Origin of the sequence: Niastella vici (assembly GCF_002077945.1) — a bacterium.
In the GTDB taxonomy this organism is placed as follows: domain Bacteria; phylum Bacteroidota; class Bacteroidia; order Chitinophagales; family Chitinophagaceae; genus Niastella; species Niastella vici.
In genome coordinates, this window is sequence record NZ_LVYD01000001.1 from 683570 (window position 1) to 705468 (window position 21899).

Below are 21899 nucleotides of genomic sequence, written 5' to 3' on the forward strand. Positions count from 1 at the left end.
TGGTTCTAAGTGATTTTACCTAAAATTTGTTCAATGATGTTTAATTTTAGTCTTCAATGACATTATTTCTTTTACAAACCCTGTGAATGCGATAATTTGTCCGTTCGTCGATCATTTTTCAGGTTGCGATTCGTTTGAGAAACGAAACCCTAAGGAAACGCCCAGACCGGTTATTATGAAACACGTCAGATGGATCATTTTGTTTGCCCTTTTAACAGGGGGCTTGTTGCCATTTTGCCTGGCAAAGGATGAACCATTGACTAAAATACCTGCCCGCCACGGAGTACTTGACCTGCGTTCAGCCAATTTGAACGAGGGCTCATTTTCTTTAAGTGGCGAATGGCAATTTTACTGGCGCCGGTTATTGCAACCGGGCGATACCATCTCTGCCTCACCCGACTTTGTTCCCTACCCTTCGCTCTGGAACAGGATCAAATTGCATGGGCAAACACTTCCCGTTGAAGGGTATGCTACTTATTCTCTCACTGTACTATTGCCAAAAAGCCGGCCGCACCTGGCATTGCTGATGCCTGATGTGTATTGTTCGTACCGGTTGTTTATAAACGATTCACTCTACCTTTCGAATGGCCGCCCCGATACATCGGTTCAAACCGCTGCTCCCGGCTGGTTTACCCAAACCGTTGATCTCCCTGCCACCTCCGATACCCTGAGTTTATTATTGCAGGTGGCCAATTACTGGCATACAAAGGGCGGAACTTATAAAGAGTTGTTCATTGGTGAAAGCCGGAAGCTGACCATACACCTGCAACGGGACAAAGCGTATGATCTGTTGCTGGCGGGTTGTTTGTTCATGGGCGGGTTGTTCTTTTTTGGTTTTTATGCATTTGGCAGCCGCGATAAAGCCATCCTGTATTTTTCGCTGTTCTGTATTGTGTATAGTTACCGCATGATCGGGACCAGCCTGTATGTATTGCATTCGGTTTTTCCTGATCTCAGCTGGTTTGTGACCATCCGCATCGAATACCTGAGCCTTACGCTTGGTGTAGCCCTGTTCTCCCGGTATTTTCAAAGCGTATATCCAAAAGACGCCAACAGGCATATCGTGAATATCGTGGTATGGATCTGTTTGTTCTATTCCCTGTTGGTCCTGGTTACTCCCACCTGGATCTTTACCAAAGGCATAATACCCTTCCTGGTGGTCATGTTCCTGTATATCGGGTTTGCGTTTTACTCCTGTATACGGGCTGTAAAATATAAACGGGTGGGCGCGCCCTTTGCGCTCATGAGCTGTGCCGTTATGCTGCTGGTGTTTTTGATCATCAACCTGAATTATTTCCAGCTGGTTGGCACTGATAAATGGATTGTATTTGCCGGCTACGTGCTGTTCTTCTTTTTACAATCCCTGGTATTATCGCACCGGTTTGCCTTTACACTTAGAAAGGCTGCCGATGATGCACGACAGGGCTTAAGGGCAAAGACCGAATTCCTGTCGACCATGTCGCATGAAATACGCACTCCATTAAACGTGGTGATCGGCATGACGCATTTGCTGCTGCGCGATACGCCGCGGAAAGACCAGGAGAAGAACCTGAATGTATTGTTGTTTTCGGCCAATAACCTGTTGTCGATCGTAAACGATATTCTGGACTATAATAAGATTGAAGCCGGCAAGGTCAATTTTGAAATGATCCCCATGGATATTGTTTTCATTGCGCAGCATATAACCGGCGGGTTAAGCAGCAAGGCGGTTGAAAAGAATATTACTTTAACTACGGAGATCGACGACCGGATCACCGGCAAAATTATCGGTGATCCTACACGCACCAGCCAGGTCATTTTTAACCTGGTGCATAATGCTATCAAATTCACTGAAGCGGGATCTGTTCTTTTAGCGATACGGGTTGAGAAAATAACCGAAGACCAGATAACGCTTACCATCCGCATTGCCGATACGGGTATTGGTATTGAACCGGAGAAGCAGCAATTGATATTCGATCGCTTTACGCAGGCAGATTCGTCCACCTCGCGCAGTTATGGTGGAACCGGGCTTGGACTGGCCATTACCAAACGTATTCTGGAGCTGCAGGGTGTTGAGCTGAACCTCTTCAGTGAACCAGGCAAAGGTTCGGAGTTTTATTACACGCAAACATTTTCCTTAAGCAATGAGCCCCTGACTTCAGAAGACCAACTCAATAAGAACGTAGTGCCTGAAAAGCAGCTGCAGGATGTTCCCATTTTAGTGGTGGAAGACAATCCGTTCAACATAATGGTAGCGCAATCGTTGCTTGAGCGCAGCGGGGCTATTGTAAATGTTGCCAATAATGGGGAAGAAGCCCTGGAAAAAATTCAACCCGGAAAATACCGGCTGGTGTTAATGGACCTGAATATGCCTGTAATGGATGGGTTTGAGGCTACCCGGCGTTTGCGCGCCCGTGGAGTTACCTTACCGGTTATTGCATTGACTGCGAGCCTGCCGGCTGAAGTTGAAGAAGATGTACAAAATGCCGGACTTACCGATATTGTTGTGAAACCATTTAACCCCGATGAGTTGTTCAAAGTGATTTTGAAATACCTGAAATAACCAGGTCCCCAGGGCTCATGCCACCGGTTTAAACAATAATTGAAAGTTTACTTTTATCTCTTCTTTGATCTTTATAAATCCTGCCAGTTTGCTGGGTGGCGCCACATTGAATTCGGAGAATAACATGTTCTTTGATCCGTTCATTTGAATAAGACCGGTAGGGGTTGTATTTATTTGGAAATCGATAGTGGTGCATTTGATTTGACCGGCCAGCAGGATCTCAACTTTTCCTTTTACAACCTGGTTATGATTACGTACATCGAAAGCATCGAGGCTGATAAAATGTATTTTTAAAAATCGGTTTTGATCGGCTTTCAGGGTTTTTCTGAAATCACTGGTAATCATGCGTTGGTGACAATCAAAATCATTGATGTCGACCGAAAGGCAACTATTGGTAAAAACAAACTGCCGGGTTGTTTCATTGTTCACATATGCCAGGGTATCTGGTTCCAGGTATTTGGTAACCTCGCAATAAAATGTGTTTAGATTCGACCGGCCTTCAATATTTAAAGAACTGTTGCTGTCAACCGCCCAGCGTTTTAAGATGGACTTTGCGTTATTATTATTTGAGCAATGCAGGCCAACCAACAACTGGAGAAAGAATATAATGATCATAACCGGAAGGATTTGAAGTGTCTTGAAAGAGAAGGCCCCGCACACGGGCGGGACCTTCTGTTGTCGAGATTGAAGCTAGAATCCTACAGAAGCTGCAATCATATAGCCATGGAATTTTCCTTCGTTCCTGATATCGTTTGACGGGAAGTTGAAATATTTTTGTGTTACATACTCGCCTTTCAGCATCACATTTCTGGTTACAAACCAGCCTGCGCTGCCCACTAACCGTTCAACACTTACTTCATTATCTATATCCTGCAATCTTCCTTTTACATAATTGTAACGTCCGCCAATAAACAGGTTTTCATTTTGGCCGAAGCGGTATACGCCATCGATGGCAAACTGGTTCATTTTTCTTGACCAGGTTTCGCTATTGGTTCTTCCCCTGGCTTTTTCATAAGTTCCAAACACTTCTAACCCGTATACTTTTAAAAATGCATTGAATTGGGTTGCATCTATTTTTTTGGTGAATCCGGGGTTTAAACGTCCTGAAAAGGCATTAGTGGAGTAACTACCTGATGCGGGTTCAAGCACCATGAAATAATTGGAACCGGTGCGGTCGCCACCATACAGGGTGTTGCCATTTGTGCCGGCGCTACCATTGTGGTAGTAAGAAGCAGCCAGCCTTACGCGTACGTTATTAGTTATTTGCCGGTCAAAAGCGCCTTTGAAATAAACAGAAGGGCTTTTGTGCTGAACCTGGTCCTGGTCAGTAATTTTTACTGTATCTACATTACCTTTTATTAAACCGTTGGTAACACCAGCCATACCAATGAAACCATTTTTCTGAACATATACTTCACCACCGATCTCGGTTGAAAAGGCATCCATGATATAGTTTTCGATGAATGGGTTGTAGAAGGTATGGCCGCCATCTGACCTGCGGAAGTGCTGATCGCCATAGTTGATCTCCATGTGACCTACTTTAATGGTGGTCACTTTCATGATATCATCGAATATTTTGCCTTTTAAAGGCAGTTTGTCAAACTGAATGTATCCGCCTTTTACCCAGGTTTCGTTATGGTGTCTTGATGAAAGATAAGAGGTAAGGTTCAACCGGATGCCATCTGCCAGCGCAACGTCCATGGTAAGATTGGCTTCTGCTGTATTAAAACCGGGGGTGATGTTGTACAGTTTTATGGTTGTATTTTTCCCATAACTGTTTTCATGTTTCAGTCCCTGGAAGGTTTGGGTAAAGCCACCGCCAAAGCGAACCTTTAAACCGGTATACTGAATGGAAGTTTCTTTAGGCGTTTCAAATACATTGATGCCTCGTTTGTCGTTATACCGCATATAGGCGATGCTGTCGCTGAACTGGGCCATCAGGGCTACAGGGCCGCAACAGGCTGTTATCAGGAGGGCTTTTATAAGCCATGAATTGTATCTCATAGTCGTAAATTTTTTTTGGTTTTTTAATTTTTTAATTAACGGGCTTTAAAGAGGAGGTTGAATTTTACGGTGAGGTCATCACCGGTCTTTATGGTTCCCAGCATGATACTGGGCGGTGTTACATTATAAGCTGTCATTTTAAGTTTGTAAGAGCCGTTTACTGAAATGCTTTTGTCGGCATTTACCGTGCAGATGGCCACTACATCCACATCGCGGCTTACTCCACTGATTGTTAACCTGCCTTTTGAATATACCTGGTAGTTATTACCCGCAGGCCGAACCGAAGCAGAAAGCACGGTAAACGTAAGTGAGGCATATTTGTCGGTTCGCATAGCCTTATAGGCATTTTTATCCATAGCTGTGTGCTCACTTTTCAGGCTTTCTACCGGCATGGTGAATGTTAATGACGACAGGCTGTTAATGGCGCCGTGGGCATCTGTTACAAATACCGCGGTGCTGTTGCCTTTGTCGGCATTCATTTCCCAATCGTGAATGTTGGATGTGCCTTCGATCGTGATCTTAACAGGGCCTGCTGACTGATAGGTGGTTTGGGAATTAACTGTGTTGAATACGCTTACACTATAAATAATAAGGGTGCAGGTGATTATTTTTAAAGTGTACAGTGTAGTTTTAATGAAAGGTTTCATTTGTAATTCTTTTTTAAATTTTAGCTGTTGGTATGGGTTAGTTTGGTGTAACAAAGCTATATGCGAAGAAGCAGGCGGCTATTGATGTGAGTCAAACCGAAACATGAACATTGTCAGTAAAACAGGTAGATTAAATCAGGTTTTTCCGGCGAATTAGCAAACCGTGGTCATGGAAATGAAACCGCCAAAATGAAAAAAGGAGGCCCGGGGTATAATATTTTTATAAGAGGTTAGTACCTATTTTTGTAATATAAAATCATTAAATATGAAATGGACCGGACGGCGCGAAAGCACCAATGTTGAAGACCGCAGGGGTATTTCAGGGGGCGGACTGGCTGTTGGCGGCGGTATTATTGGCGTAATTGTCATTTTATTAAAGGTGTTTTTGGGCGGAGACGTTTCCGAGCTTCCCCAGGCCCTGCCACAAAATGCGCCTGCCCAGGAAATGAGTGCTGAAGAAAAGAAGCTGGATGATGAGCGGGCCAGTTTTATAAAAGTGGTGCTGGCAGATACTGAAGATGTTTGGGGCAAGCTGTTTGCAGACGCCGGTAAAACGTACCAGGACCCCACGCTGGTGCTTTTCAGGGAATCGGTACAAAGCGCCTGTGGTATGGCTGGTGCTGCAACGGGACCTTTCTATTGCCCGGGCGATCAAAAAGTATATCTCGATCTTTCGTTTTTTGAAGAAATGCAAAACCACTTACATGCAAGCGGTGATTTTGCCATGGCTTATGTAGTAGCGCATGAAGTGGGGCATCATATTCAAAAACTGAATGGGACCAGTGATAAAATGGCCCGTTTACGTCAACAATTGAGCGAAGAAGAATACAACAAATACTCTGTAAAGCTTGAATTGCAGGCCGATTTTCTGGCCGGTGTATGGGCGCATCACGCCCAACGGATGAAAAACATTCTGGAAGCAAATGATATTGAAGAAGCGCTGAATGCAGCCAATGCTATTGGGGACGACCGGTTACAAAAGGAAGCCCGCGGTTATGTAGTGCCAGAGTCATTTACCCATGGCACTTCGGCCCAACGGGTATACTGGTTTAAAAAGGGATTTGAAACCGGCGATATGAGCCAGGGTAATACATTTAACGATCCTTCCCTGAATTGATTTTGAAGTTTGAGATTCAATAATATATAGAGCTCAACAATATTAAATGCCACACCTGGAACCCCGGGGTGGCATTATTTTTTAAGGTAACTCTCCTATGAGACCGTTTACCTATATATGTATGCTGGTACTGTCTTGTAATAGTTCTACCAACAACCATTTACCGGCTAACGATAGTACAGAACCGGCAAAAAAAGACACACCTATTGCCCTGGCGCCTGCGCAAATACCAAAGGATACCACCAAATTAGGTGGCCTGTGGTTTTTACAACCGGTGCTGGCTTCTGATACGGCAACGGGTAAAATACCCCGGCTGGAATTTAACCTGGCCACTAAAAAATTCACGGGGAACACCGGTTGCAATAATATGAGCGGTAGTTTCGATTTTACCGATACCACCTTGCAATTCAATCAGCGGATCGTTACCACTAAAATGGTTTGTGTTGGCTATAATGAGAAGGCATTTCTCGAAAGCCTGTTACGTACAAACAGTTACAAGCTACAGAGTGGCATGCTGATCCTTATGTTCGATCAAACCGAACTGTCACGCTGGACGCGTAAAGTGGCGCCCAAACCGGTGATCAATAAAGCGTAATCCCCCGGGTGGATCCGGTCGCACAAGGTCAGGCTTTTTTCAGCCCGGCGGGTCGTATGCGGTCAATTAAATAGGAGCTGAGGAATAGCCAGGTAGAGCCAATGCAAAAGCCGGCCAGCACATCTGTAAAATAATGCACCCGTAAATAAATACGGCTAAAGCCGATGCATAATAGCAGCATGACCACCAATATTAATAATACCCATTTCAACACCGGATGCGGTCTTTCTTCGCGCCAGATAATGATCATCAGCAAGCCATAAAAACATACGCTCATAAAGGCATGACCGCTGGGAAAGCTAAGGCCCCTGGCCGGTTCAAGCAAGGGAATCAGGGGGCGATGGCGGTTAAACAACAATTTCAATCCCAACATGATCAACAAGCTGCTGAGTGCAATGGCGCTGATCTTGATTGAGTAGCGCGATCTTTTGCGCAGCAGGAAATAAACACACAATAAAATATTGGCAGGAATTAAAAAGTAATGCGACCCGAAAAAGGTTATAAACTCCATTATTTTCGTGGTTTTATCACTTACCAGCGAATGAGCAAAGTCAAAAGCTTTATTATCGGCCCCGGTTTTATCGAGATAGAAAACGCGGAAGGCGATCACCACAAAACCGAAAAGGCTAATGGTGAATATGCCCAGTAAAATGATCAGATCTTTTGAAAGAATAAGCACTTTGTCGGCTACCTTTCTTTCCTGGGGCGACAGATTCGTTTGGTCCATATGCTATATATTAATACCAGTTAATCAGCGGCTTTACTAACCTGTAACCATTCCCTGTAATTTAGCACTGCTCTTATTTCACTATGGGTAAACTCATCACCCAGTTTTTCTTTGACCGGGGTGGTGGCCGCCGTTTGTAAATTCAGTTCTTCTATAACCTGAATAATAACGGTTATCTTACTTTCAGCAACCAGTTCTTTTACGTCTACTTCGCCGGTCTTTATAAATGATACCAGGTGGCTTTCGATGGTTGAAGGGGCTAATTCACGCAGGGTAGCTATTTCAAGAATGTTCCTGCCTTCTCTAAACAATTGCAGGCTTATCCGGTTCGAATCGCCTTTTTGAGGTTTGGCCGTTTTCTTTTCCGGTTCTTCTATTGTTTTAACGACTTCCGTTCTTTTCTGTTCAACCAGGTCGAGCAAATCGGTGGCGGTTACGCCATTCATCAGTCCTTCCGTAATTTGTACAGCCTGTTTTAATTGTTGAATTTTTCGTTGTGGCAGCAGTATTAACTGTTGCAGGGTTGATACGTATTTTTTAGCCTTCGGTTTTACTTTTATAGTGGCCGTATGGTTTTTTATGGAGCTTTCCATTTCCTCCATGGCCTGTAAAAAGTAAGTGCTTCCGGCCGAAACCCGTTGGTGTAGAAATTGGTAGCCATCCTGCGGTGCATTGGGTAATAACTGGTCAAGTTGCCGGGTGAATTTTTCCGCCATTTCCTGCTGCTTTAAAACAGCCTCCAGCACCTCTTTAGCCCATAGTACACAACTGTTTTTATCGGGCACCTGCCGGTGTTCATACTCCTCGTAATGCATTTGCATGCCTTCGGCCAGTTTTAACCAATCGAATGTTTGCACCAGTGTTCGGGTTAAAAAATTCTTTTGTTCCTGCTGTAATTCCCGTGCCAGCTGATCTTCTTCTTTTTCCAACCGGGTGAATTCAATTACCCGGTTATCGGTGTTTATACTCGAAGGTTGAATGCGGGAGTAAAGAACCAGTCCACCCAAAGCGGTTAACCGGCTAAGGGCAACATATACCTGCCCGGGAGCAAAGGAGGCCCCGGCATCAATGATCGCTTTTTCAAATGTGAGCCCCTGGCTTTTATGGATGGTAATGGCCCAGGCCAGCCTTACCGGGTATTGTTTAAAAGAACCAACTTCTTCCTCTTCTATTTTGTCTTCTTCCTGGTTGTACTGGTACCTGATGCTGCGCCAGGTTTCTTTTTCGAGCAGCATATCGTGTTCATCTCCTTCAAATCTGATATACACCTCGTCGCCGGCGATCTTTGAAATGGTAGCAATTTTACCATTGTAAAACCTTCTTGATTCGCCTTTGTCGTTTTTAATGAACATGATCTGGGCGCCTACTTTCAAGTGCAGCAACATATCGGCAGGGTATGCCCGCTCATTAAAATCTCCGGTCACTTCAGCTTTACACTCGAAAGCGGTCCCTGACAGTTTATCCAGTTGATGCTGGTTTATAGTATCAGCCTTTGCGTTGTGCGTGGTAAGGGTGATGAAGTTTTCATTGTCGGGGCATTCGTACCCCGGCAAATAATGTTGGTGCAGCAGGTCGAGGTCGGCGGCGGTGGTTGTATTGTTCCTTATATTATTGAGCACCGTAATAAACTCCTGTTCGTGCTGGCGGTAGATCTTTTTCAGCTCCAGGTACAGCGGCGGGTTTTGCTGCAGGGCATGGGCATCAAAAAAGAACGGACTTCTATATTGCTGCCGCAGCACATCCCATTCTTCGTTTTTCGCTACCGGGGGCAGTTGAAACAGGTCGCCGATGTACAACAGTTGAACCCCGCCAAACGGCTCCTGGTGTTTTCTTCTTACATGACGTAAAATGCAATCTATTTCGTCGAGGATATCGGCCCGCAGCATGCTCACTTCATCAATGATCAGCAATTCCAGCTCCTGTAGTAATAATTTTTTATCATTATTGAGCCGCAGGTTTTTCAGGAGGGTATGCGGCGTATTAAAGGACTGGCTGCTGCTGTTCCAGCCGCTTTGTTGTACCGGCAGAAAGGAACCGTGTGGTAGCTGGAAAAAGGAATGGAGCGTAACACCCCCGGCATTGATTGCGGCCACGCCGGTTGGCGCCACCACGGCCAGCTTTTTAAAGGTGTTGTCGCGGATGTATTTTAAAAAAGTGGTTTTGCCGGTGCCTGCTTTTCCGGTCAGGAAAAGGTGGCGGTTTGTTTGATTCACAAACCGAACAGCCAGTTGGAACAATTGATTGGATGCATCGGTAGAAAAAGCCATGACACTCTCACTTTCGGGCAAGATAATTAATGTGATATAAAGGGCAATGAGTAAACTACTTAGAACCTGAGGTCACAAATTGTGATCTCAAGTTTCGGATTTTCTAAGGTCGCAAATGGTGAACTTAGAAAAAGGAAGGGCAAAAGGTCTCCTTATGCTTAATAATGGTTCAGGTTGAAAACAGAGATTAAAGGGGAAAGTGGTTTTATTGTTCCCATTGCGGGAATACTTTAGGAAACGCTTCGCTTAAGCTTCGGTTATCCTTCGGTCAAGCTTCGGTTATCCCGGATTGGGAAATGTGACAGTTTTTTTAGGACGAGGCAGTTTGTACCTTAAGACCTACATAATACATTGTACTTTATAAAATATAATCTTTTATTGCCTTCAGGGCTATTTTGGAAGAATTCGGAAGGAGTTTTTGCTGTTTGGGAGACTGTAAAATCATATTTTAAGGGTCAGATCAGAAAAATTTTGCCTTTTTATATGATTTAGATCACAAAAAATTCGCGGAATTGAAAAAAACTTCTATATTAGCAGTGGCAAATAAAAAAAGCCACCTGTAGAAACAGCTGGCCTCTAACGATTGCTTGCCATATGAAAAAAGAGATAAATCTATTTGTCTTTTTGAATACCGCGTCTTAACTTGCCGTATTCTTTTGAGCCTCTAATGATTGCTTTTACTCTAACGATTGCTTCCCATAACCATTTTGCTCATTTGCTGAATCAAAAGTAGGATGTAAATCCGTACCTTTCAAAACATCTTACTACCGGTTTAATTACGCCAAAAGCGTGAAAGAAATCCTAAAACCCTTACCGGTATTGAGTTTCAGGCAAATTTCATAATTATGTCCAACCGATTTACAGACGCGTTGTTTCAATTGGTTCATTCATTGGAGAAGTCGGAAAAGAGGCACTTTAAGCTTTATATAAAAAGGAGTTCGGCAAACGAAGATTTAAAGATCATCAGGTTATTCGATGCGTTGGATAAATTGCCCGAATATGACGAAAAGTTGTTGCTGAAAAAGTTACCCGACATTCAGAAGCCGCAACTTGCCAACATAAAAACACATTTATATAAACAGTTACTGGCCAGTCTTAGGCTGTTAAAAGCTACCGAAAATATTGATCTTCAGCTGAGTGAGCATCTTGACCATGCCCGCGTACTTTACAATAAGGGATTAAAACTGCAAAGCCTTAAAATTCTTGAAAAGGCTAAGGAGATCGCACGCGCCAACCAGAAATTTAATTTCCTGGCCCAGGTAATTTCCCTTGAAAAGAAGATCGAAACCCTTCATATTACCCGCAGTTCAACAGAAAAAACCCAGGTACTGGCCGAAGAGGCGCTGGAGATCAGCAGCCACATTGACCGGGTTACCCGGCTTTCGAACCTGGCCCTGCTCCTGTACCGGTGGTTTGTGCTGAATGGCCATGCGCGTAACCCGGAAGACGTACAGGAATTAAACACTTTCTTTAAGGAATACCTGCCTGCCGATGTAAATGCCGTAAATGGCTTTTACGAAAAACTATACCTGTACCAGAGCTATAGCTGGTATGCATTTATTCAGCAGGACTTCTTAATGTACTACCGCTACGGTCAAAAATGGATCGATCTATTTAATGAACAGCCGCTGATGAAGGAGGTGGAAACTGGTCACTATATAAAAGGTATGCACAACCTGCTGAATGCCCATTTCGATCTGCGTAATTTTAAACAGTTTGAAATTACATTAAAGCAGTTTGAAGAATTTTCCGAAACGCCGGTAGCCAATCACCACGATAATTTTCGCACGCATACCTTTATTTACATCAACAGCGCCAAGATCAATCAACACCTGATGCAGGGAACCTTTCGCGAAGGGCTTGCACTGGTACCTTCTATTGAAGAGAAGCTGGAAGAATATTCGCTGTATGTTGATCAGCACCGGATCCTGGTTTTCAATTACAAGATCGCCACCCTGTATTTCGGGAATGGGGAATATGAAAAGTGTATTGACTACCTGCAAAGGATCATTAACGGGCCGATTGACCTGCGTATAGACCTGCAATGTTATGCCCGGTTATTGCACATGCTGGCCCACTATGAAATGGGTAATTATGAGTTGATGGAATCGCTCACCAAATCGGTTTTCCGGTTTATGGCGCGTATGAGAAATATAACCGTGGTAGAAGAGGAAATGGTGAAGTTCCTGCGAAATTCATTTGGCGTTAGTCCGCGGGAGTTAAAACCTGAGCTGGAGAAATTTTTAACCAAGATCAAACATCTTGAAAAGAACCGCTACGAAACCAGGGCATTTGCCTACCTCGATATTATTTCCTGGACCGAAAGTAAAGTATACCAGAAACCGATGCGCGAAGTGGTGTATGAAAAATATTTAGAAAGCAGGCACCGGTCAACCGTTAAAGCCTGAACCGATACTAAAGGGTGTGTTTAACCAAAACGCACCCTTTATTTTTTGCTATTCCCTTCCATTTCCTCATTTATCCGCTTCTTTTTAGTATACGCCTCGCCGTAAATAAGCCTTTCAGGTTCAATAGCAATATTTTTAATGTATGGTGTCGGTTACCGGTTTAACCGGCATTCAATTTTTCCTGTGAACAGGCTGCCCTGTTTTGTATATTTATCTATAATTAAAAGTTGTTTATGTTGATACAACGGTCACTGGTTTTACTGGCATTATTTGGCAGCGTTATAGCAAATGCCCAAACGGCATTGACAATACCCCGCAATTTGCGAACGGCTTATGAAAAAGAAACCCGTACCAGCACCGGGCAGCCCGGTAGTAAATACTGGCAGAACACCGGCACCTATACTATCGATGTTAATTTTAATCCCGATACCAGGCAAGTGACCGGCAAGGTAGATATTGAATATGTTAATAATAGTCCGGCCACCTTGCGCCAGATCGTTTTCAAACTATATCCCAATATTTATAAAAAGGGAACCGTACGAATGATGGCGGTAAAGCCATCGGATATAACAGACGGCGTTCACATTTCATCGTTTCAATATAATAATACAGTAGTTGACAGCAGCAGGTTGCGGATCGAAGGTACTAATATGATGGTGCCGGTTAGCCAACTTGACCCGGGCGGTACCATGCATTTTAGTATTCAATACACATATACACTTAATAAAACGTCTCATATCCGTACCGGTGAAATTGAACCGGGGGCCAACTTCATCGCTTATTTCTTCCCCCGTATAGCTGTGTACGATGATGTCGATGGCTGGAATATGGAACCATATACCGGTCCGCAGGAGTTTTATAATGATTTTGGCAATTTCAACGTGGCCATTACGGTTCCAACCAATTACGTGGTATGGGCAACCGGCGACCTGGCCAATTGTAATGAGGTATTAACTGAAAAATATTGTCAGCGCCTGCAAACGGCCCAACAACAGAATGATGTTGTCGACATTATTGATTCTGTTGATCTTCGGCAAAAAGGTATCACCCGGCCCAACGCGTTCAATACCTGGAAATTTACAGCCACCAATGTTTCGGATTTCGCCTTTGCAGTCAGCGATCACTATATGTGGAAGTCGACCAGCATTGAAGTGGATGCTGCAACGAAAAGAAGGACGCGGGTAGATGCGGTTTTTAAACAATCGCACAAAGACTATTATGATGTGGTTGATTTTGGCCGCAAAACGGTTTGGGCTATGAGCTATGTTTTTCCGCGCTGGCCGTTCCCATATTCGCATGAAACAATTGTTGATGGGCTCGACCAAATGGAATATCCCATGATGGTGAATGATAATCCGCTCGAAAGCCGGGCCGAGACCATTGAACTGGTTGACCATGAAGTGTTTCATACCATGTTCCCTTTTTATATGGGCACCAATGAAACAAAATACGGCTGGATGGATGAAGGCTGGGCCACTATTGGGGAATGGATCATTTCGTCGATCATTGACAGTAACCTGAAAGATGATTATGGCGTAGGCGGTTATGAACGAACAGCTGGAACCGAAAATGATGGGTCTATCAGTACTTTGTCGACCCAAATGACCGGCGTGAATTATTTTGTAAATTCCTATCCCAAGCCGGCATTGGGCTACTTGTATATAAAGGATATGCTGGGCGACTCGCTTTTTACCGCGGCTTTGCATTACTATATTCAACACTGGCAGGGAAAGCACCCCATTCCCTTTGATTTTTTTAATTGCATGAATACCGGTTCGGGGAAAAACCTGAACTGGTTCTGGAAACGATGGTTTATTGATGGCGGCGTTCCCGACCTGTCAATAAAGAAAGTTACTAAAACGGCCACGGGTTTCAGCCTTGTTATTGCCTGCACCGGGAATAAACCCGTACCAATTGACCTCTCCATAACCTATTCAGATGATTCAAAAGATATTGTGCATCGCTCAGTTGCGGTTTGGGAAAAAGCAAATTCGGTCACATTGACATTGACTGCTAAAAAGGCTGTTAAGTCTTTTACGCTGGGCGGCATCTATGTGCCTGATGTGAACAGGAAGGATAATTTGTGGAACAATAATTAATAAATAATTTGCATGTTGCAGACCTGTAAAGGGTTACAGGCGGTTAAGTGGAAAAACATTATATGATTTTTAATTTTTCATTCGTTTTTAGTGAATTAAATTTGCATCTTTGTAGACGCTTGCTGCCATAAAAAAAGAGTTTATTATTTCTATAGTAAAACCGTTTATTTGATGTATACCCACATTTGGCTTAAATACCTGCCCATTATCAGAATTTTAATGAAGAAATCGGCAACAGGTGATCAGGTTCTGAAACTCAATCGTCCAGATTTTGAAAAAGCCGGCGTAGCGCGTAAAGCCGGGTACAAATTCACCATTGAATTTACCAATGGTAAAGTGGCTAATGTTATCAGCACTTCACAGTTGGCCCTTGATCTGGCTGCTGTTATGCTGGAAGATGCCACCATGAAAAATCTGTTTCTCACTAACAACTACCAGATCAGCTTGAACACCAAGTTTGAAGTGAGCATTAAAAATTGCACGCCGCAACCCGAAGCCCTGGCTTTGGAAGAAACAACGGCCTAGGCAATTGGTTTCATCTTTAACCCTACTTTTTCCTATTCCGAATAATGAATTATAGCCCTTCTCCCGGCCTTGCCGAGAGAAGGGTTTTTTTATTTTTCCCCATCACTATATCTATTTAATTCAGTTAGCAATAGTTTTTAACCAACCTTGCACAATATTTTTTTTCCGCTACAAATAACCGGCAGAGGCATTAACTTGCAATAATGATCGATTATTTACAGGGATTAAACGCGCAACAGCGTGAGGCTGTTCTACATAAAGACGGTCCGTTAATGATTGTGGCCGGTGCCGGCAGTGGAAAAACGAAAGTACTTACAACACGTATTGCACACCTAATGGCCACCGGTGTGGATGCTTTTAACATTCTGGCGCTTACTTTTACCAATAAGGCCGCCAAGGAAATGAAAGAGCGTATTGAAAAGGTGCTTGGTAATAACGAAGCCAGGAATTTATACATCGGCACTTTCCATAGTGTGTTTGCCCGCATTTTACGTGGTGAAGCACATAACATTGGCTATCCCAACAATTTTACTATTTACGATACCGACGATACGAAGAGTGTGATAAAAACAGTGGTGAATGAGCTGAACCTCGATGATAAGCATTACAAACCTTCCGCTGTTTACAACCGTATTTCAAGTGCCAAGAACGCCTTGGTAGGCCCGGCAGAATATGCCAATGATTATGCTCTTCAGCAGGAAGATATGCGCGCTAACCGCCCGGCTATTGCCCAGATCTATGACGCGTATGTAAAGCGCTGTTTTAAAAATGGCGCCATGGACTTTGACGATCTGTTGTTGAAATTTTATGAGCTGCTGAAGAATGTGCCCGAATCGCTTAGCAAATACCAACGCAAATTCAAATATATTCTGGTTGATGAGTACCAGGATACCAACCCTGCGCAGTACGAAGTAATAAAGTTGTTGGGCGCCATGCACGAAAACGTGTGCGTGGTGGGTGATGATGCGCAGAGTATCTATAGTTTCCGTGGCGCTACCATTGAAAACATTTTGCAGTTCCAGAAGGATTATGAAGATGCCAAGGTGGTGAAGCTGGAACAGAACTACCGCAGCTCCAAAAGCATTCTTGATGTAGCCAATGAAGTGATCAAAAACAACAAGGGGCAAATTCCCAAGAACCTTTGGACAGATAAAGGCGAAGGTGAAAAATTAAAATTAGTACGGCTGAATACCGATAATGATGAAGGCAAGTTTGTTGCCGATACCATTCAGGAACAAAAGCTGCGCAATCATTATAACAACCGCGATTTTGCGATCCTTTACCGTACCAATGCGCAAAGCCGGGCCTTTGAAGAAAGCCTGCGGCGGATGGGCATTCCCTATACCATGTTCGGTGGTATCAGCTTCTACCAACGCAAGGAGATCAAGGATTACGTTGCCTACCTGCGTATTATCGTTAACCCCCGCGATGAAGAAGCGTTAAAACGTATTATTAATTACCCGGTGCGGGGTATTGGCAAAACCACCATCGATAAACTGGTATTACTTGCTAACCAGCATAACATCTCCATGTGGGAAGTGCTGGAGCGTGCCCGCGAGGCGGGTTTTAAAGCAGGCACCCTGGAAGCGATCGAAAATTTTGTTACGATGATCAAAAGCTTTGCCAGCATGCTGCAGGTCAAGAACGCATACGATGTGGCCGTGCATGTGGGCAAGCAAACCAATTTTGTTAAAGAGTTATTTAACGATAAAAGTACTGAAGGTGTTCAGCGGTATGAGAACGTGCAGGAATTGCTGAACAGTATAAAAGAATGGACGGAAAGCCCCGATACTGAGGAAGGTGAAGTGAATGACAAGGGACTGGGCGCCTACCTGCAACAGATCACCCTGCTTACTGATGCCGATGAAAAAGATCCCAATGCCGATACCGTGAAGTTAATGTCGATTCACGCGGCCAAGGGGCTTGAGTTCGGCTGTGTATTTGCTGCGGGTTTGGAAGAAATGCTATTCCCCAACGCCCTTGCGATCAATAGCCGGGAAGAGCTGGAAGAAGAACGCCGCCTGTTTTATGTAGTAATTACAAGGGCCAAGGAACGTCTTTGGATCTCTTATGCCAACACCCGGTACCGTTTTGGTAACCTGGTACAAAATGAACCCAGCCGGTTCCTCGATGAACTGCCTGAAAAATACCTAGACAGAAGCTTTGCCGGTGGCGGTATGCGCAACCAGATAAATAATCGCAGCGCTTACGACAGAATGAATGGTGGTGGCTGGGGCGGTGGCTCAGCTGCACGGGAGGCCGAGAAGCGATATGGAGCGCCGCCATCGAAAAGGGCCGGTACCACGCCTTCCACCCCTTCTTATATTCCGCCCAAGCCGCAACAAAAAGCAGTGGAGCATGTGCCTTCTGCCGATTTTGTGGCCAGTGATATTTCAAATTTACAGGTAGGTCAGCGGGTTGAACACCAGAAATTTGGTTTTGGCGAAGTAGTAAAAATGGAAGGAAGTGGGCACAACCCCATTGCCACCGTAAAGTTTGAATTGAATGGTGAGAAAAAGATCATGCTTAACTATGCACGGCTCAGGATCATAAGTTAACAGGCGATTGAGTTGAAGCTTATTCGTAAAATATATGCTGTCTCCGGATTCCCGGGGGCAGTCTTTTTTAGGGCCCTTCGACTCCGCTCAGGGCAAGCCCGCTCAGGACGAAAACACTTTCAATACACCATTCCGAAAAAGCTTTCCGATGGGAATGTCGGTTTTGTCAATTTCAACCAATTCGTTGGTGAATGATCTTATTTTGTTGATGGAAACGATGAATGAACGGTGTGTACGAACAAATAATTTCCCGGGCAACATGGCTTCTACCGAGCTTATCGATTGCTTGGTAATAATAACTCCCTGCCTGGTAAACACCTTGATGTAATCTTTCATGCTTTCGATATACAGAATATCATCGAGCATCACTTTTACCATTTTGCGGTCGGCGCGGAAATAAACGAAGCTTTCATTTTTCTTTTCTTCCACCTCGCTGGCTATAACCGGCTTTATTGCGGTGGCAGCTGCATGTAACGGGAAGGCTTTGTTAACTGCTTTTAAAAAGCGGTCGAACCGGATAGGTTTCATCAGGTAATCCACTACATCGAGCTCATACCCTTCCAGCGCATATTCTGAAAAAGCAGTGGTGAAAATAACCCTGGGCGGATTTTTTAATGTTTTTATAAAGTCAGTACCGTTTAGTTGCGGCATCCGAATGTCGAGGAACAGCAGGTCGACCGGTTGCTGTTGCAATACCGTGAAGGCCTGAATGGCATTGGCGCATTCGCCCATCAGTTGCAGTGTGGGTATTTCCTGTACATACCGGCGAATGATTTCGCGGGCTGGTGGTTCATCATCTATAATGAGGCAACGTATAGTTTGGGCTTCACTCATCGTATGCTAACTTAAATGCGGCGTTTTCTTTTTTGGTGAGGGACATGCTGTCGAGCTGTATCCACAGGTTTACAATAAAAACCTCTTCTTCATCGGTGATCGATAACTCGTGCCTGCCGGGGTATAATAGAGCCAGGCGTTTTCTTACATTTAAAATGCCTATGCCTTTATGATTGTTTTTGGCTACCTCACTGGCTTTTCCATTCATCAGTTTTACATACATCCTGTTATTTTCCAGGGTAACCTGCAGGTTTAACCAGGGTTGTTCCAGCATATGGCTGGTGCCATGTTTAAAACAGTTTTCAACAAGCGGTAATAACAGCAAGGGCGCTATGGCCTGGTTGTTGGTATGAGCGGGCAGGTCTACATGAACGTCGAGCCGGTCGTCATAACGGATCTGTTCCAGCGAAATATAATCCTGGATCATTTTTAATTCTTTCATCAGGGGCACCTTGGGCTGGTTGCATTCATACAACATAAACCGCAACATGTCTGACAAACCCATTACCAGTTGTGAAGCCACCGGGGCTGTATTTTGCGTATGAGAATAAATGTTATTCAATGTATTGAATAAAAAATGGGGGTGAACCTGGGCCTTCAGTAATTGCAACTGCGCCTCGGCATTTTCTTTTTGTAATTGCAGGTTGCGCTGCTCTTTTACGTACCAGTGTTTCATTAATTTAATGGAAGCTGCGATGCCACCGATGGTGATCGCGCCCCGCAAGCCTGCCATGAGCGATTTTTGGAACTGGTGAATTGCCCGCTCACGTAATGAGTAACCATGCTCGATATCGCCGAGAACCCAGTATCGTATTTCAGGAATTATGGTAGCCGATAAAATGGTGGAGATACAGGCGGCCCCTAAAAAGCTGATCAACACCCAGCCGGCTGTTTGCCAGTATTTTTGTTTGAGCAGGTAGCGGGGAATTACAAAATACAGGAGGCCATACGCCAAAGAAATATGGGCAATCATATACACCAACGATTCAACCGTTGAATCAAGCAGCACAAAAGGATAGCTAAATTTGCTGGAAAAGCCAATTGTAGAATACAAAACGCCCTGGCTCAGCCACCAGAATACCCAAAAGGCAAGGTGCCGCCTGATGCGGTGCCGGGGTTCATCTGAAAAGATAAAGGGGTATTGTGCGATGGCTTGCATAGGCTAAAATTACCAATCGTTTGGCGTTACAGGATGCCTTTGCGTGTTAATATCGCTGTACATCAAATTTTCGTCGACGAAAGTGTTTGGGGAGGGATGAGCGGAAGCCAGCAGGAAATTTCGTGGTAAAAAACAGGCTCCTGAATGGGAAGAAGCAGGACGTAAAAAAAGGCGCCTAAAAAATCCGGGCCCTTCTTACTTCCTGCCTGGCATCAGGTGATGCTTCTACTTATTTCCCCTTAGGCTGTTTAACACCAACGATTCATTTTCCTTCAGCTGATGTTCTTTTTGCCAGGTAACCACAGCAGTCTCCAGCACCTGCTTCAACTGTATGCGGATTGTTTTTTTGGATGAATTGATACGCAACCCTTCTATTTTTTCTTTGTACACCAGCACCCCGTCATTGTTATAAAAATAAATGGTATTGACTTTTGGGGTATGGATATTACTTTCAACCACCCACCATCCTTTTTCTGAGACCCATTCAGGGATAGCCCGGGGTTTGTGCTGAGCAAAGAGGGTGGCCTGTACCAGCAGGCACAGGAATAATGTAATGAACAGTTGCTTTTTCATGACTATAGCTTTATTGTAAATGATTAAACACCGTAAAGCTATTTGATGTACTGGCCGGTCAATTTATAAAGTGGCCGTTATACTATAATAGTTAGTTAGAATGTAGCTAAACGTGGACTAAATGAAAATGGAAAGATGAAATGGTTTGGTCGACGAAGAACAACGGGGCTCGACAAAAACATGATGTAGCCCCAACACTTGGCATTCTGTTAAAATTACTCCCCTAAATCTACCGAATAGGTGAAATAACGGTTTTTAGATGATTTAAGTCATTGAATTGTAACAGGTAATAGTTGATCCCTGTCAAAATAAATGGTATTTGGTATAAAGACCTGATACAGGATTGATTTAATGCCAAAACTTTACTACCTTATATGAATGTACGAAAAACCCCCTCCCTTCGGCTCTTATTATGTTACCTTAAGTGTGTCTGGCTGGATAGATGTTTTCACCTGCCACACCTATTGTGAAATTTTAATTGACAACCTAAACTATTGTATTGACAACAAAAACCTGCATGTGTATGAATACGTGTTAATGCCCAGCTACATCACTATTATTGCCTCATCAAAGAAAAAACACATCTCTACCATTTTGAGGGAATTCAAGAACGGTACTGCCAAACAGGTGCTGAAATCAATTTCAGAAAACCCCGATGAAAAGCGAAAGGAATGGATGATGCGGCTATTTTCTTATTACAGTAACCGGTATCAAAATGATGCGGAACATCACTTCTGGCAATTCGGTAATCACCCGGTTGTTTTAGACAGTTCTGAATTGTTTGCCCGGCATGTAACCGAGGTAAAGCACTTACCCGTTACCACCCGGTTGGTCGATGAGCCCCATCATTACGTTTATAGCAGCGCCCATCCGCAACAACGGGTTAAGCTGGCACCCTGGCAATAGGTTCGTCCGAATTCCGTATACCTCTGTTAGCCAATTTTTAACACCGGCCGGTTAAAGGATACCAGCCGGGCGTACTTCTTTTATGCCTTGTCAGTCTGCCATTTTATCAGCTATATTGCGATATCGATAAAGCATTTTATAGTTTTTTCACATTAACATAAGGTCGTTTTATACTCAACTTTTAGTATATTACACTCCCTTGTTCCTGCAATATTATTTCCAAGCCTGATTGTACGTAATTCCGCACCCGGGCCAATTCAACAGCACGGTTTTATTATTCACATGATATATGCATTTATTAATGATCATTGATAAAGCAATGCTCCTATGATTAATAAAAATAAAGACCAGGTTCAAAAACCACAGGATTGTTCTTACCTGACCTTTAATGTAGTAGATTGGATAGATGTGTTTATAAGACCTACTTATAAGCAGATCATTGTCGATGCGTTGAACTACTGCATTGAAACAAAAAAATTCACCGTATATGCATGGGTCTTAATGACCAATCATTTGCATATACTGGCCAGGGCACAGGATGGTTCGGGGCTGGCCATGATCGAAAAAGAATTTAAAAGATATACTACCACCAAGATACTGGAGGCTATTGATATTGAACCCGACCTTCGCCGGTCGTGGATGCTGAACCGGTTTGAGAATTGCAGCCTCAGCCTAAAAAAGATTGAGAAGTTTCAGCTATGGCAAAGCTGCACAAATCCCTCTTACATCGACTTCAAACAGGTATATAAACTACAGGAAAGAGTATTATACATCCACGAAAATCCCATTCGCGATGGTATTGTAGATAAACCGGAACATTACATCTACAGTTCTGCTACCGATTATGCCGGAAAACCGGGGATGGTAAAAGTGAACGTAATAAATTTTGAAGCCCTTCGCATGTCATTATTAAAGAACGGGTCGGCCTGAACCGGAGG

At 43.9% G+C, this 21899-nt stretch carries 17 protein-coding genes; 9 read left to right on the top strand and 8 right to left on the bottom strand.

Annotated features, from left to right (window positions below; genetic code table 11):
• The first annotated feature begins 175 nt into the window (after positions 1 to 175).
• The gene (locus A3860_RS03155) at positions 176 to 2542 is read left to right on the top strand and encodes a response regulator (protein WP_081145062.1); all 2367 of its coding nucleotides are present in this window, start codon (positions 176 to 178) and stop codon (positions 2540 to 2542) included.
• A 15-nt stretch (positions 2543 to 2557) separates the two neighbouring features.
• Here the strand turns inward: A3860_RS03155 and A3860_RS03160 are convergent, their stop codons facing one another.
• The 3 genes from A3860_RS03160 to A3860_RS03170 form a co-directional block, all read right to left on the bottom strand.
• Positions 2558 to 3157, bottom strand: coding sequence for a hypothetical protein (locus A3860_RS03160; protein ID WP_081145063.1), 600 nt, complete (start codon positions 3155 to 3157; stop codon positions 2558 to 2560).
• Positions 3158 to 3232: 75 nt separating this feature from the next.
• A complete protein-coding gene (locus tag A3860_RS03165) occupies positions 3233 to 4546 on the bottom strand; it encodes a hypothetical protein (RefSeq protein WP_081145064.1) in 1314 nt (437 codons plus the stop codon).
• A 35-nt stretch (positions 4547 to 4581) separates the two neighbouring features.
• Entirely contained in the window at positions 4582 to 5193 is a 612-nt protein-coding gene (locus A3860_RS03170; protein ID WP_081145065.1) for a YceI family protein, read from the bottom strand.
• Between the two features lie 265 nt (positions 5194 to 5458).
• On the opposite strand from A3860_RS03170, the gene ypfJ reads away from it, so the two are divergent.
• A complete protein-coding gene (gene ypfJ / locus A3860_RS03175) occupies positions 5459 to 6310 on the top strand; it encodes a KPN_02809 family neutral zinc metallopeptidase (RefSeq protein ID WP_081145066.1) in 852 nt (283 codons plus the stop codon).
• A gap of 121 nt (positions 6311 to 6431) precedes the next feature.
• Positions 6432 to 6905, top strand: a complete 474-nt coding sequence (locus tag A3860_RS03180) for an META domain-containing protein (protein ID WP_158085125.1) — start codon at positions 6432 to 6434, stop codon at positions 6903 to 6905.
• Between the two features lie 28 nt (positions 6906 to 6933).
• On the opposite strand, the gene A3860_RS03185 is transcribed toward A3860_RS03180, so the two are convergent.
• Both A3860_RS03185 and A3860_RS03190 read right to left on the bottom strand, forming a co-directional pair.
• Complete coding sequence (locus A3860_RS03185; RefSeq protein WP_081145068.1) at positions 6934 to 7632, bottom strand: phosphatase PAP2 family protein; 699 nt, start codon at positions 7630 to 7632, stop codon at positions 6934 to 6936.
• Positions 7633 to 7652: 20 nt separating this feature from the next.
• Positions 7653 to 9899, bottom strand: a complete 2247-nt coding sequence (locus A3860_RS03190) for a helix-turn-helix domain-containing protein (protein ID WP_081145069.1) — start codon at positions 9897 to 9899, stop codon at positions 7653 to 7655.
• Positions 9900 to 10744: 845 nt separating this feature from the next.
• Between A3860_RS03190 and A3860_RS03195 the strand changes: the two genes are divergently transcribed.
• The 4 genes from A3860_RS03195 (at position 10745) to A3860_RS03210 (ending at position 17489) form a co-directional block, all read left to right on the top strand.
• Positions 10745 to 12307: a C1 domain-containing protein gene (locus tag A3860_RS03195; RefSeq protein WP_081145070.1), complete on the top strand. Its 1563-nt coding sequence runs from the start codon at positions 10745 to 10747 to the stop codon at positions 12305 to 12307.
• Positions 12308 to 12540: 233 nt separating this feature from the next.
• The gene (locus tag A3860_RS03200) at positions 12541 to 14406 is read left to right on the top strand and encodes a M1 family metallopeptidase (protein WP_081145071.1); all 1866 of its coding nucleotides are present in this window, start codon (positions 12541 to 12543) and stop codon (positions 14404 to 14406) included.
• A 171-nt stretch (positions 14407 to 14577) separates the two neighbouring features.
• On the top strand, positions 14578 to 14931 hold the full coding sequence (locus tag A3860_RS03205; protein WP_081145072.1) for a hypothetical protein: 354 nt from the start codon (positions 14578 to 14580) through the stop codon (positions 14929 to 14931).
• 203 nt (positions 14932 to 15134) lie between these two features.
• Complete coding sequence (locus tag A3860_RS03210) at positions 15135 to 17489, top strand: ATP-dependent helicase (RefSeq protein WP_081145073.1); 2355 nt, start codon at positions 15135 to 15137, stop codon at positions 17487 to 17489.
• A gap of 102 nt (positions 17490 to 17591) precedes the next feature.
• Here A3860_RS03210 and A3860_RS03215 read toward each other — a convergent pair whose 3' ends face one another.
• The 3 genes from A3860_RS03215 to A3860_RS03225 form a co-directional block, all read right to left on the bottom strand.
• Complete coding sequence (locus A3860_RS03215) at positions 17592 to 18323, bottom strand: LytR/AlgR family response regulator transcription factor (protein ID WP_081145074.1); 732 nt, start codon at positions 18321 to 18323, stop codon at positions 17592 to 17594.
• Positions 18316 to 19482 carry a sensor histidine kinase gene (locus tag A3860_RS41590; RefSeq protein ID WP_216823360.1) on the bottom strand — a complete coding sequence of 389 codons (1167 nt, stop codon included), beginning with the start codon at positions 19480 to 19482 and terminating at the stop codon, positions 18316 to 18318. Before A3860_RS41590 ends, A3860_RS03215 begins: the two co-directional genes overlap by 8 nt.
• 225 nt (positions 19483 to 19707) lie before the next feature.
• Positions 19708 to 20055, bottom strand: a complete 348-nt coding sequence (locus A3860_RS03225; protein ID WP_081145075.1) for a hypothetical protein — start codon at positions 20053 to 20055, stop codon at positions 19708 to 19710.
• A gap of 378 nt (positions 20056 to 20433) precedes the next feature.
• Between A3860_RS03225 and A3860_RS03230 the strand changes: the two genes are divergently transcribed.
• Together A3860_RS03230 and A3860_RS03235 are read left to right on the top strand one after the other, a co-directional pair.
• Entirely contained in the window at positions 20434 to 20961 is a 528-nt protein-coding gene (locus tag A3860_RS03230; protein ID WP_081145076.1) for a hypothetical protein, read from the top strand.
• Between the two features lie 327 nt (positions 20962 to 21288).
• A complete protein-coding gene (locus A3860_RS03235) occupies positions 21289 to 21891 on the top strand; it encodes a transposase (protein WP_081145077.1) in 603 nt (200 codons plus the stop codon).
• Positions 21892 to 21899 lie beyond the last annotated feature (8 nt).